The 13,213-nt window shown below is 46.2% G+C and carries 10 protein-coding genes; 6 read left to right on the plus strand and 4 right to left on the minus strand.

Going from position 1 to position 13,213, the window contains the following annotated elements:
* Window positions 1-18 precede the first annotated feature (18 nt).
* Window positions 19-966: a LysR substrate-binding domain-containing protein gene (locus tag C4S60_RS04580; RefSeq protein ID WP_103879153.1), complete on the minus strand. Its 948-nt coding sequence runs from the start codon at window positions 964-966 to the stop codon at window positions 19-21.
* A 91-nt stretch (window positions 967-1,057) separates the two neighbouring features.
* Here C4S60_RS04580 and C4S60_RS04585 point away from each other — a divergent pair, with 91 nt between their 5' ends.
* Window positions 1,058-1,273 (plus strand): DUF1127 domain-containing protein, encoded by a 216-nt coding sequence (locus C4S60_RS04585; protein ID WP_103879154.1) that lies wholly within the window; start codon window positions 1,058-1,060, stop codon window positions 1,271-1,273.
* Between the two features lie 44 nt (window positions 1,274-1,317).
* Here C4S60_RS04585 and C4S60_RS04590 read toward each other — a convergent pair whose 3' ends face one another.
* The 3 genes from C4S60_RS04590 to chrA form a co-directional block, all read right to left on the minus strand.
* Window positions 1,318-3,003 carry an AMP-binding protein gene (locus C4S60_RS04590; RefSeq protein WP_103879155.1) on the minus strand — a complete coding sequence of 562 codons (1,686 nt, stop codon included), beginning with the start codon at window positions 3,001-3,003 and terminating at the stop codon, window positions 1,318-1,320.
* Between the two features lie 216 nt (window positions 3,004-3,219).
* Complete coding sequence (locus C4S60_RS04595) at window positions 3,220-4,353, minus strand: HD domain-containing phosphohydrolase (RefSeq protein ID WP_103879156.1); 1,134 nt, start codon at window positions 4,351-4,353, stop codon at window positions 3,220-3,222.
* A gap of 160 nt (window positions 4,354-4,513) precedes the next feature.
* Complete coding sequence (chrA, locus tag C4S60_RS04600) at window positions 4,514-5,671, minus strand: chromate efflux transporter (RefSeq protein WP_103879279.1); 1,158 nt, start codon at window positions 5,669-5,671, stop codon at window positions 4,514-4,516.
* A 148-nt stretch (window positions 5,672-5,819) separates the two neighbouring features.
* Here chrA and C4S60_RS04605 point away from each other — a divergent pair, with 148 nt between their 5' ends.
* The 5 genes from C4S60_RS04605 (at window position 5,820) to C4S60_RS04625 (ending at window position 13,194) form a co-directional block, all read left to right on the plus strand.
* Window positions 5,820-6,764: a LysR family transcriptional regulator gene (locus C4S60_RS04605; RefSeq protein WP_103879157.1), complete on the plus strand. Its 945-nt coding sequence runs from the start codon at window positions 5,820-5,822 to the stop codon at window positions 6,762-6,764.
* Between the two features lie 253 nt (window positions 6,765-7,017).
* Window positions 7,018-8,277, plus strand: a complete 1,260-nt coding sequence (locus tag C4S60_RS04610; protein ID WP_103879158.1) for an ABC transporter substrate-binding protein — start codon at window positions 7,018-7,020, stop codon at window positions 8,275-8,277.
* A gap of 72 nt (window positions 8,278-8,349) precedes the next feature.
* Window positions 8,350-9,267, plus strand: a complete 918-nt coding sequence (locus C4S60_RS04615) for a carbohydrate ABC transporter permease (protein WP_103879159.1) — start codon at window positions 8,350-8,352, stop codon at window positions 9,265-9,267.
* Window positions 9,267-10,082, plus strand: a complete 816-nt coding sequence (locus C4S60_RS04620) for a carbohydrate ABC transporter permease (protein WP_103879160.1) — start codon at window positions 9,267-9,269, stop codon at window positions 10,080-10,082. Before C4S60_RS04615 ends, C4S60_RS04620 begins: the two co-directional genes overlap by 1 nt.
* Before the next feature lie 13 nt (window positions 10,083-10,095).
* A complete protein-coding gene (locus C4S60_RS04625; protein ID WP_103879161.1) occupies window positions 10,096-13,194 on the plus strand; it encodes a beta-galactosidase in 3,099 nt (1,032 codons plus the stop codon).
* Window positions 13,195-13,213 lie beyond the last annotated feature (19 nt).

Consider the following 13,213-nt stretch of genomic DNA (forward strand, 5'->3'; position numbering starts at 1 on the left):
GGCGGGTTTTTTTATAGATTACGTTTGGACAGGGTGCAGGACATAGTCCGTCTCAATGATGTTGAGGTGGGACATATCGCAGGATTGAAATTCCTGTACTTCACTTTTTAACCAGGTCGAAAAAGTCTGAATCTTGGGGCGGCTAAAATAGTGGGATGGGGCACATAGGTAGTAAGCAAACTGAGGTTTCAGCGCATAGTTCCCAATACGTACCAAGGTTCCTTCTTTAATATACCGATACGCAAGACTGTGCTTGATAAGCCCAACCCCTTGAACGGATAAAGCACCTTCAACAACAAAGTGTGAGCCGTTGTACTGCAGGGTTCGGTTGCCAATAGGTGCGCCAACATGTTTTAACCATATACTCCAATCCATGTCGGGCCAGGTATCTTCGATCAAATCGGCTTTATGCAGGTCATGAACGCTATAGATACCATGTTGTTGTTGATACAAAGGATGGCAAACCGGATAGATAATGTCTTCCATCAACAGTTCGCTTTTGACGTCTTCGTACTGTCCTTCGCCATACCGAATGCAGATATCGACCGCTTCATCTTTAAATCTCACCAGCTTGTTGTTTGGTTCGAGCAACAGAGCGATCTCTGGATGTTGATCTCGAAAGCTCTGAATTCTGGGGACAAGCCAGTGTTGAGCAAAAGAAGGCAGGGTCGAAATGGAGAGTCGATTTGGGTTCGCATCATTGTTGATGCTCTGTACACCGCGGGAAATGTGTTCAAATCCCTGACTGAGCTCTTTGTAGAGTGCCCGTCCTTCTGGCGTCAGTTCGACTCTTCGGTGCTGCCGATAAAACAGCTCGCAGCCAAGGTGTTCCTCCAGTTGGCGAATCTGCTGGCTGACCGCTGCCGCAGACACAAATAACAAGTTCGCTGCACTTTTGAAACTTCCTTGCTTTGCCGCCTGATAGAAGTAATACAGTCCCTGTAACGGAGGTAGTCTTTCCTTCACTTAAGTTTTCCTTAACCCATAGCCAAAATAGATCGTTTGTCGTTTTTAAGGTTGTGAACAAAAATTATACGAAAAGAACGGAGGAAGGCAAATGGATACAATACTCAAACTATCAGAATGCAAAAAGTTAAGCTGCGAACATCAATCTATAGGTAAGAAGTTCTTAATCGTTGTTCGGCAATGGCATCAAAACTATCGTAGTCGAAAAGCGCTGGCTGAGCTATCAGATCACCTTTTGGACGATATTGGTGTTACGAGGGCAGAAGCGCGCGAGGAGAGCCAACGCAATTTTTGGAACCGGCAATAAAAAAGGCGACCTTCGTCGCCTTTATTATTCGAGCCTGAGTTCGATTATTGTTCCCAAACTACCAGTTGGTCTTTCGGCCAGTTTTGGCCCACTTCATGGTATTTTTGTTCCAGTAGATGCCGTTTGATTTTCAGCGTTGGTGTTAACAAACCGTTTTCGATGCTCCATGGCTCTTTGACCATTAGAACGCCCTTGATTTGCTCATGCGACTCCAACTCTTGATTCATACGCTTAACCACACGCTCTGCTGTGCGCGCATAACGCTTCGGATCAAAGTTAGGGAAGTCTTGTGGTACAACGAGCAGGATAGGGGCTGGAAGTCCTAATCCAATCAAGCACATCATCTCAACACGACTATATTCAGCCAGTTTTTTCTCGATCGGCACAGGGGCAACAAACTTACCTTTCGCCGTTTTGAAGGTGTCTTTTTTGCGACCCTGAATGGTCAGGTAACCGTCGTCATCAATAAAACCGATATCTCCGGTGTGGAGCCAACCTTCACTGTCGAAGGACTCTTGGGTTGCAATGTCGTTTTTGTAGTAGCCTGAGAATAGCCCTTGGCTACGAACCATGATCTCATCGTCTTCCGCAATCTTGAGCTCAATACCCGGGCCGGCATTACCTACAGAGCCTATTTTGTCTGCTTTGAATGGGTAATTGAGAGTACTGTATGCAAAGGACTCCGTCATCCCCCAAGCTTCGGTAATGTTCAGACCCACACTGTGATACCAGTCGAGTAATGCTGGTGATACAGGAGCAGAGCCACAACCGAGTACGCGTGCCTGATCAAGTCCCAATCCGTCAGCCAGTTTCTTTTTAATTAACGTATTGATAAACGGGATTTTAAGCAGAATATTGAGTTTTTTCTGCGGCAGCTTATCCTGAATTCTTTGCTGGAACAGTGTCCATAACCGTGGCACTGAGATAAACAGTGTTGGTCGCTGCATTTTGACGTCTTCTATGAACGTATCCAGAGATTCTGGGAAGGCGGTCTGAACGCCACCAAGCACCGATGAGCCAAAGATATAGACACGCTCAGTAATGTGTGCCAGAGGCAGGTACGAGAACAGGCGGTCATTTGCTTCAATGCCGATATGGTCAATGAGGCGTTGAACAGACCAGGTAAACGCGCCATAAGTCAGCATAGCGCCTTTAGGCAATCCCGATGTGCCTGAGGTATAGACCAAAGACATGAGTTTGTCGTCGTAGTGCAAAGGACGCTCTTCACTTGGTGCGTTGGAGGCGACCAGATCGGTGAAGCTGTGTTGGCATTCTGGTGCTGAGTCATATGGCAAAGAGATAGTGATCAGATCGCTTAGCCCCGTCATCACTTCGGTGGTCGCTTTCGCATCATCCAGCTTGCCAGCAATGAGCACTTTACTCTCGCTGTGAGTAATGCAGTACTCAATAGTATCTGCGCCAGCAGTCGGGAAAATAGGCACGCTCACATAATCACCCATCATCATGGCCAGATCACAGATAAACCACTCAGCACAGTTTTTTGAGATCAAGGCGACTTTATCACCAGGTGCTACGCCTAAACCACGTAGAGCAGTGACGAGTCGCAGAGCTTTGTCTGCGACTTCTGCGTAGGTGAATTCGACAAATTCACGGTTAATTATCTGTTTCAGATAAACTTCATTCGGTTTTTCTTGCGCCCATTTTAGGATCATCTCATTGGGCGGCGGTAGGGTACAGCTAGAGAGAGTGCTTTCGTTAGGCAGTATCATTCCTGAACTCCGTTTTCGTGTAGAACGATAAGTTATAGTTATAGTTATAGTTGTTGTTATGTTAATGCGTTGTTAACACTACAATGGTAGTCATATAAAAGAGGTACTGCAAGATGCTAATGGCTGATAAGTGTGGGCTCAAGCACATAATTGGAGCAAAAACTCCAAGTGCACGTTTGATTTTGCCTTCAATTTTCGAGGCTTATGTCAGACCACTCAATGCCAGGGAATGTGATGAGATTGCATAATAATCCCAACGGCGTCTTGCTGGCAGCGTAATGCGTGCACGCAATTACCATCAAGCTTACCCAGAGCAACCATCTTTTCGAGCTCCAAAAGTGCATGAGTGAGAGACCAGGCTTCACTGTAATGACGGTTACTGGTAAGTGCATCAAAAATGTTAGCAACAGTAACAATACGCGCGGCGACCGGGATATCACCATGGCTGAGGCCATTAGGTGCCCCGGAACCGTCGAGATACTCATGATGGTATTGAATGATGTCTTTGAGCAAATCCATGTAGGCGTATTGCTGGTGATGTACCTGACTGGCCAATTGATTTACCAAGTTCAATCCTTGTTGGATCTGGCCAATCAGTACCAGATTATTGCTCCAATCCTGTAACCAGGGAGAGTTCGTCCGGGTGCTAAGAGAAGAGTATTTGCCAATGTCGTGCAGCTCTGCAAAGTGAACGATATGGCTAATGGTCTCGTCATTCAACTGATAAAGCTCGGACACTTCCAGGGCGATTAAGCGAGCATACTGGCCGACGCGATATGCGTGGTCCAGACTCTCCTCAGGATGTTCAAAATGGGTACTGCGTACCGAGTATCCCATCTGAGACATGGCTTGAATGCCTGCTTGCTGTTCGTTAATGACCTGGCCCAATTGATGAGTGCAGGCAGAGAGTTCCGCTACGGTAGCGGAGTCAAAGTACTGCGGTTGGTTAGCATCGAGGAATAACAAGCCGGTGAATTGTTCATGATCAAGAACCGGAATGGTGAGTGAAGCCAGATATCCCTGTTCCAGTAGCCAATGAGAGTGAGTTGATGAGTCTGTGACCGTCGAAGGAATATCATTGATAACCCTAGGCTTTCTCCTGCAGATGTGTTGACCAAGTTTCGAGTTAGCGGCAATTGGGGCGCTATAGTGCAGGAGGGGTTGCCCTTCAAGAGTACTATGGGCATAAGTGGTCAGGCGGCAGTGCTGGCTATCAAACAGTGCCAGTGAAACTCGGACAATTTCGGGGGCATAAAGGTTGATGGCATGATGTGCTCGTTGGAGCTCGTCGTTCATAGAGCCTTCATGTGTATTCTGCTGGTGCCTGATGCCAGAGTTTTCCGTTGTCATATATCACCCCCTATGTCTACTGATTCACTGCAATATCTATAAAAAGCCCTTTCGGTTTTTGATGTTCACACTAAAGGGGGCAATTCCCCCTAATAATCAGTGTATGACTAAGATTGAAAACTGACGAGTAAAACAGCTCAGAATCCAAACGTGTTTTGATTTAGATTAAATTTAGTATCAGTGGGTTAAGCAAGCCCGCGGTCATAAAGAAAATCACCATCCAGACAATAGGCAGCTTGAAATACTTCATGAGTAGGGCGCCAAACAGCACCCAGGCCAGATCCAAGCCAGTAAACACAGCGCTTAGAAATACTGGTTGATAAAGCGCGGCAAGCAGTAGACCAACCACCGCAGCATTGACACCTGTTAGGGCACCAGATACTAAAGGGATACTGGCGAGCTGTTGCCAGTTATTTAACACCCCGACAAGCAACAGGAATCCGGGCGCAAATACCCCCAGCGTTGCGATCATTGCGCCTGCCACGGGAGCGGAAGGCAAAAGTTCATAGCCAATATAGGTGGCGAAGGTGAACATAGGGCCTGGTACAGCCTGTGCAGCTGCATAGCCGGTTAAGAATGCATCTTGAGAGATCTGCTCACCAACAATATTCTGTAGTAAAGGCAGTACAACGTGACCGCCCCCAAAGACCAGACTACCAGCCTGATAGAAATCGGCAAATAGAGCCACCGACTCAGACAGTGGCGACAATAAAGGCAGCGCGATAAGCAACAACAAGAAAACAATCAGGGGGCGCGTTGAGAAAGAGGGCTTTGTTGGTGAGGTTGGGTGTGATTCAGGTGCTAACCAGCGAGCACCTACAAACGCAGCGAGCAGTAGCACCAGTATCTGTGCGGAGATGGTTTGTATTATCAGCAAGGTAACGGCGGTGAAAATGCATAACGACGCTGTTAGCTTACTATTGCAGAAGTTTTTATACATCCCCCAGGTCGCATCGGCAACGACCAGCACAGCCAGCAATTTCAGTCCATGGACCACATTTTGAAAGTAGCTCGTGTCCGTCAGTTGACTGCTGACCATGGCCAACAATAGCATTAGTAAGACAGAAGGAAGAGTGAATCCCAAAAAGGCCATAATGCCCCCGCGTATCCCTGCACGCTGATAGCCGACAGCAAAACCAACCTGACTGGACCCCGGCCCAGGAAGAAACTGACTCAGAGCCACGATCTGAGCGTATTGTTCGTCCGTTAGCCATTGCCTTTTTTGAACAAACGCGCTGCGGAAATAGCCAATGTGGGCTGCCGGTCCTCCGAAACTCACCCAGCCAAGGGCAAAAAAGATCTTAAAGATTGTGAGCAGGGAGGCGGACTCAGGAGAAGCCCTGAAAGTAGGTTCTTTACTTAATGTAGACACCACGATACCTATGAGATTGAAATGACTTTTTGGATTAGCGCAGATAGTAAGATGTGTATTACAATGATTCAAATTAATAGATTAGATAGTTAGTATGAATCAAATGGGACAAGGTGGGCTGGACTGGAAGCGAGTTGACCTCAACCTGCTGGTGATATTCTACCAGCTGTACCAAACTCGCAGTGTTTCTATAGCGGCGCAAAAATGCTTTGTTAGCCAGTCTGCCATGAGTCACAGTCTGTCAAAGCTCAGAGTTCTGTGTGGCGATCGTTTGTTTGAACGCAAGGGACATCGGATGGTGCCGACGGACCGTGCCTCTGAACTGTTCCCAACCATAGAACAAATATTGAACTTGGTTGAGTTTAAAGTATTGCCCAGCGATCAGTTTCAGGCCTGTGATTATGCAGGTACCTGCAATATTGGTTTGACGGATTATGCGGAGTTTATTTTTGCTCCAACCATTTATGATGCCATTCTGGCACAGGCGCCAAACACAAGAGTGAATTTCATTAATGTGAATCGCCATAACTATCAATCCGTTAGTGAACAAGATAACCTCGATATCCTTATTGGTAGCATTCCCGATCTGGCTCCTCAGTTTGCGGCGCAGACACTGTACACAGAGAAACACGTCTGTATATACGATCATTCGGTCGTACAACTTGATTCACTGGATGTAGGGACTTTTACCTCATTGCCACACTGTTTAGTCAGTCCGGAAGGCGTGTTTGTCAGCAATGTGGACAAGCATCTGGAAGCGATTGGGCTAAGCCGACAGGTCAAAGCGGTTTCGAGAAACTTCCTGACTATTGGTCGGTTGGTTTCCGGTCGGGCAATGTTTGCCATTGTGCCGGAGAAAATGGCACACATTAGTCTGATGCAAAGTACCCTGAGATCGGTGCCTCCGCCTGTACCCGTCGCAGATTTTGATATTGCGATGATTTGGAAGCAGCAGGCCAGTGTGAGTGACAAGATTCACTGGCTAAAGGATACCATTTATGACGCGATTTCAATCTCATTAGGCAAAAGTATACTTTAGTGGTAAGGATTACACTAAAGTGGCCATTTCGCATGATAACGTATCCGGTTAGTCAGTTTTGTTGCATATTCATATGTACGGATAATAAGGCTGTTAATAAAGTGATCGACCCCACAACGTCAGTAATTTCTAGCAATATTTGATCAAAAACAACGCTTTCCCCTCTTTATTTCCCAAAAATTAATGCTAAGTTTCTCGTGTAAACGTTTCCAAATGGAAGCAAAAACCCCTACACAAAATGAGAATAATAGTTATGAAGAAGCAAATGGTTAAAGGATTAGTGGCCTCAGCAGTAGGCTTAGCTTGTTTCAGTCAAACCGCGTTCGCCAAAGACATTACGGTATGGGCATGGGATCCGAACTTCAACGTTGCCATCATGCAAGAAGCAGCGGCTAAATATGAAGCCAAGCATGAAGATGTTAACGTGAAGGTAGTGGACTTTGCGAAAGCGGATATTGAACAGAAGCTACACACTATGCTGGCATCCGGCATCACTTCTGCACTGCCTGACGTAGTATTGATTGAAGACTATAACGCTCAGAAGTATTTGCAGTCGTATCCTGGCTCATTTGCTCCAATGACTAATGCTGTAGATTATCAGCAGTTCGCACCTTATAAAGTGAATGTAATGACCGTCGGCGACGAAGTATACGGCCTACCATTTGATACGGGTGTATCAGGCCTTTACTACCGTACTGATATTCTCGAAAAAGCAGGTTTCAGCGCTAAGGACATGGAAAACATCACCTGGGATCGTTTCATAGAAATTGGTAAACAGGTAAAAGAGAAAACGGGCGTCTCTATGTTGGGTAACAACCCATCTGATTTGGGTCTGTTACGTGTGATGATTCAAGGCGCAGGTAGCTGGTACTTTAATGAAGATGGCAGCCTCAATATTGCGAATAACAAAGCACTGGAAGAAGGCATCAAGATTTTCCGTGATTTGCATCGTACCGAGATTGCCCGTCCAACTATCGGCTGGTCTGAGTGGGTTGGTGCGGTCAACAGCGGCGCTGTGGCTTCTATTACCACAGGTGTTTGGATTACAGCGTCTGTAAAAGCGGGTGAAGGTCAGGAAGGTAAATGGGCCATTGCGCCGACACCTCGCCTGGATCTGGAAGGGTCGGTTAACAGTTCTAACCTAGGCGGTTCAAGCTGGTATGTACTGAATGCGTCTAAAGAGAAAGCAACGGCTATCGACTTCCTGAACGAGACATTTGGTAAGGATAAAGATTTCTATAACCAAATTCTTCAACAGCAGGGTGCTGTAGGCTCGTACTTACCAGCTGGTAACACCGAGGCTTATCAATATGAAGACAGCTATTTCAATAAGCAGAAGATCTACTCTGACTTCAACAAATGGGCAGCAGAAATTCCAGCCGTAAACTATGGTATGTACACCTATGAAGTTGATGCGGCCATTGCAGCGCAAATGCCGTCGATTATGCAAGGTGCACCGATCAACAAAGTGCTGGAAAGTGTTGAACAACAGCTGAAGTATCAGATTCAATAATAGTTTTTCTTTTGCCCCCATTTCTGCTGCGAGTCAGGGTGGGGGCCTTTTCTTCTCTTTGTCGGTGTCATTATGAGTGAATTAGTCAAGACGATTAAGTCAACTTCCAAAAATAATAAAAACAGCTTTCAGCGTTTTTATGATATTAATGGCTGGGGATTTGTATTACCGGCGGTAATATTAGTCTCTCTGTTTATGATTTATCCCATTGTTAACTCCCTTTGGATGGCCATGCACTCCGGGCGTGGCGTTATTATGGAGTTCGTTGGGTTTGGTAACGTAACGCGTTTATTTAACGATCCGGTATTTTTAAAAGCACTGTCTAACACTTTCATATTCCTTATTATTCAAGTGCCGATTATGATTTTGCTGTCTCTGGCATTATCGTCTTGTTTAAACTCACCAAATCTTAAGTTCAGAAGCTTATTCCGACTGGCGATCTTCCTACCATGTGTTACTTCCTTGGTGGCTTACTCTATTCTGTTTAAGAGTATGTTTGCGTATGAAGGCATTGTGAACTCTTTCCTGATGTGGACAGGCATTGTAAGCGATCCAATCCCTTGGATGGCCGACCCATTTTGGGCCAAGGTGACCATCATCATCGCGATTACCTGGCGCTGGACGGGTTACAATATGATCTTTTTCTTGTCAGCAATGCAGAACATCGACAAGTCGATCTATGAAGCCGCTCGTATTGAAGGTGTGAGTCCTATCAAACAGTTCTTCTTCATTACGGTACCACTGCTTAAACCCGTTATTCTATTTACCACTGTGATGTCAACGATTGGTACCTTGCAGTTATTCGATGAAGTGGTCAACATTACCGCGGGTGGTCCGGCGAACGAAACACTGACTCTATCAATGTATATTTATGATTTGTCGTTTAAGTTTGTTCCAAACTTTGGTTATGCCGCGACGGTATCGTACGTCATCGTATTCTTTGCAGCTATTCTGGCTATGCTTCAATTTAGAATTGCGAGGGATAAATAATGAATAATAAAAATAAAGCAATGCGCAGCTTAATGTACGCATTCCTATCTATGTTTTCACTTGTTTCACTGTTTCCTTTTTATTGGATGATTGTGTCCAGTACCAATACGACGACACAAGTGAACACGGGTAAATTCACGTTTGGTGATCAATTATTGATTAACCTGGCGAAATTAAATGAACAAATTGACCTATGGTTGATCTTTTATAACACATCTAAGATAGCCATCATCAGTACACTATTTACCTTGCTTATTTCATCCATGGCGGGTTATGGGTTTGAAGTCTATAAAAGCAAAGTTCGTGACCGAGTATACAGTGCTATGCTGTTAACCATGATGATTCCGTTTGCTGCATTGATGATCCCATTGTTCACCTTAATGGCGAAAGCAGGTCTGCTAGATACACACCTGGCTGTGATGCTGCCGACCATTGCATCGGTGTTTATTGTGTTCTATTTCCGTCAATGCACAAAAGCGTTTCCATCTGAGTTGATTGATGCGGCACGTGTTGATGGGGTTAGGGATTGGAAAATCTATTTATTCGTCTATATGCCCGTAATGAAAACGACCTATGCGGCGGCCTTCATCATTGTATTTATGACATCATGGAATGCGTTTTTGTGGCCTTTGATTGTGCTGCAATCGGCTGAATTAAAAACAATAAACTTAGTGCTGTCATCATTGTCGTCAGCCTACTTCCCTGATTTTGGCATCATCATGGTGGGGACTGTGGTCGCGACTATACCAACCCTGGCCGTGTTCTTTTTGATGCAGAAACAATTTGTCGCCGGTATGACTGGCTCTGTGAAATAGTGAGATGTTTAGAATGAGATCTTTCGACCAAGTCCTTTCCGCACGAGAGTGGGAAAACCAGCATGTAACGCATCATAACGTTCTGGACGCGCATGCGCCGCTGAATGCGTTTCACAGTGAAGTTGCAGCAAAAGAGAACCTACCGTCTGAGAATATGCGCTCGCTAAACGGTGAATGGAAATTTAAGTTGTTCTCTCAACCGGAGCAGGTTGAAGCATCGTGTGTAGAAAAAGCGTTTGACGATAGTCAGTGGGACGCGATCCAAGTGCCAAGCAACTGGCAATTGCAAGGTTTCGACAAACCTATCTATACCAATGTTAAGTATCCGTTTGCTGACACGCCACCAATCGTGCCGCAAGATAACCCTACGGGTTTATATCGCGTGTCCTTCTCACTCGACAGCATCAAAGCCGATGAGCGTCATACCGTGACTTTTGATGGCGTTAACTCGGCGTTTCATATCTGGTGTAACGGAGTGTGGATTGGTTACTCCCAAGACAGCCGGCTAGCGGCTGAATTTGACTTAACTGACGTTGTTGTTGAAGGCGAAAACCAACTGTCAGTGATGGTTCTGCGTTGGTCTGACGGCTCTTATCTTGAAGATCAAGATATGTGGTGGTTGAGTGGGATTTTCCGTAATGTCACTCTACGCACTAAGCCAGCAACGGCCATTGCTGATGTACAAATCAACACTGAACTGGATGCGTGCTACCGCGATGCAGTACTAAAAGTTACCACCAAGCTTACTGAGAAGCAGTCGCCATTTAGCGTCAATATCGAATTGTTTGATGAGTTAGGTAATAGCATCTTTGGACGCAAGTCTGCACTGTGTGGCCAACGCATCATCGATGAGAAAGGCCCTTGGCAAGAAATCGCCGAGCACCAGGTTGTTATTGAAAACCCGAAAAAATGGAGTGCTGAAGAGCCGAATCTCTATCGTCTAGTGGTTTCTCTCAATGACGAAGACGGTCAGTTGGTGGATTGTGAAGCGTACAATGTTGGCTTCCGCAGCGTTGAGATCACTGATGGTCAATTGAAAGTGAACGGTAAGGCACTTTTGGTACGCGGGGTTAACCGTCACGAGCATCATCCAGAAATGGGTCACACCATGACTCGTGAAGGCATGATTGAAGACATCAAACTGCTGAAACAATACAACTTCAATGCGGTGCGTACCGCACATTATCCGAATGACCCACTTTGGTATGAGTTATGTGATGAATACGGTTTGTACCTCGTTGATGAGGCAAACATCGAAACGCACGGTCAGTTCCCAATGTGTCGTCTGTCAGATGATGTCACATGGATGAACGCGTATATGCGTCGTATGACTCGTTTGGTTGAGCGCGATAAAAACCATCCATCCATTATCATTTGGTCTTTAGGTAATGAGTCAGGCATTGGTAACAACCACCATGCGATGTACCAATGGACTAAACTTCGTGACCCATCACGTCCGGTGCAATATGAAGGTGGCGGTTCCGATACAGCTGCAACCGATATTATCGTGCCAATGTATGCCCGTGTAGATAGCGATCAGCGTCACCATATCGACCCAACGGTAACGCCTAAACTTGCCATCAAAAAATGGCTTGGAATGCCGGGCGAAGAGCGTCCGCTTATCCTTTGCGAATACGCACACGCGATGGGGAACAGTTTAGGTAGTTTCGACAAATACTGGGATGTATTCCGTGAGTATCCACGCTTACAAGGTGGCTTCATTTGGGACTGGGTAGACCAAGGTTTGACTAAGACCGATGAAAACGGTACCCAATATTGGGCATATGGCGGTGATTTTGGTGATGATATCAATGACAGACAATTCTGTATCAACGGTCTCATTTTCCCTGACCGCACTGTGCATCCTACTTTGTTTGAAGCGAAAAAGGCGCAGCAATTCCATCAAATAACCCTTCGCTCTACTGGGCCTGTCGTGATTCGAGTGGAAAGTGAGTACCTATTCACCTCCCCAAGCGATGAAGTATTGAACTGGACCATTACAGAGGATGGATTTGCTATTGCACAAGGTTCGACGGAGTTAATGATCTCTCCTGAAGGTCATCTTGACATTCAGTTAGCCGAAGCATTACCAGAAACCAAGTTGGGCTGCGATTACCATCTTAATGTCGAGATAGTAAAAACCTCAGCAACCACATGGTCTGAAGCTGGACATATCGTGTCAGCAGAACAAATGACTTTGCCCGCGAAGTTCGGTCTGGCACCAGTAGTGAGCAATGACTCTGGTGTGCCAGAAGTCAGAATTAAAGGCGACGCACTTATCCTTACCGCAGGGTCACAAACTCTGAGATTCGATAGCGCGACTGGTTACATGAGCTCTTGGTTGGTCGCAGAAAAAGAAACCTTACTGCAGCCACCAAAGGACAACTTCTATCGAGCACCACTGGATAATGACATAGGCACCAGTGAGGCAGACCGAGTTGACCCTAGCACGTGGCTGGCTCGCTGGGATGCGGCAGGTCTGCCATCTCTGAATGCAGAATGCATTGGTTTTGACCATTTCGCCCGCCGTCACCACTATCAGGTTGAATCCCGTTACGCACACACCTTTGAAGGTCAGTTGGTGTTTGAAACACTATGGACATACCACATCTACAAAGATGGGGAAGTGAAAGTGGATGTTATGGTTGATGCGGCGAAAGGCTTGCCGTCACTGCCCCGTGTGGGTATGGAGTTAGCGCTTGCTAACGATATCGACACTGTGAGTTGGTATGGCCGGGGTCCATTTGAAAACTACAGTGACAGAAAACTGGCTGCTCACATTGGCCGCTATGAAGCTACCATCGATGAGATGCATACGCCTTATATTTTCCCATCCGACAGCGGACTGCGCAGCGATGTTACACAAAGTCAGATAGGTGCGTTGAGCATCGACGGTCACTATCACTTGTCGGTTAGCCGTTATACCACAGAAACCCTGAAGACGGCGCGTCACACTAATGAACTGGTGGACAGTGGTCAGCTCTTTGTGCGCGTAGATGGATTTCATATGGGGGTCGGCGGAGATGATTCATGGACACCGAGTGTTCATGAGGAGTTCAAGCTGCTGGCTGAGCAATACCGTTATCAAGTGACGCTTCGCATGTCGGCATAATTGCGATAAGCGACAGATG

Source organism: Vibrio hangzhouensis (assembly GCF_900107935.1).
GTDB classification, from domain to species: domain Bacteria; phylum Pseudomonadota; class Gammaproteobacteria; order Enterobacterales; family Vibrionaceae; genus Vibrio; species Vibrio hangzhouensis.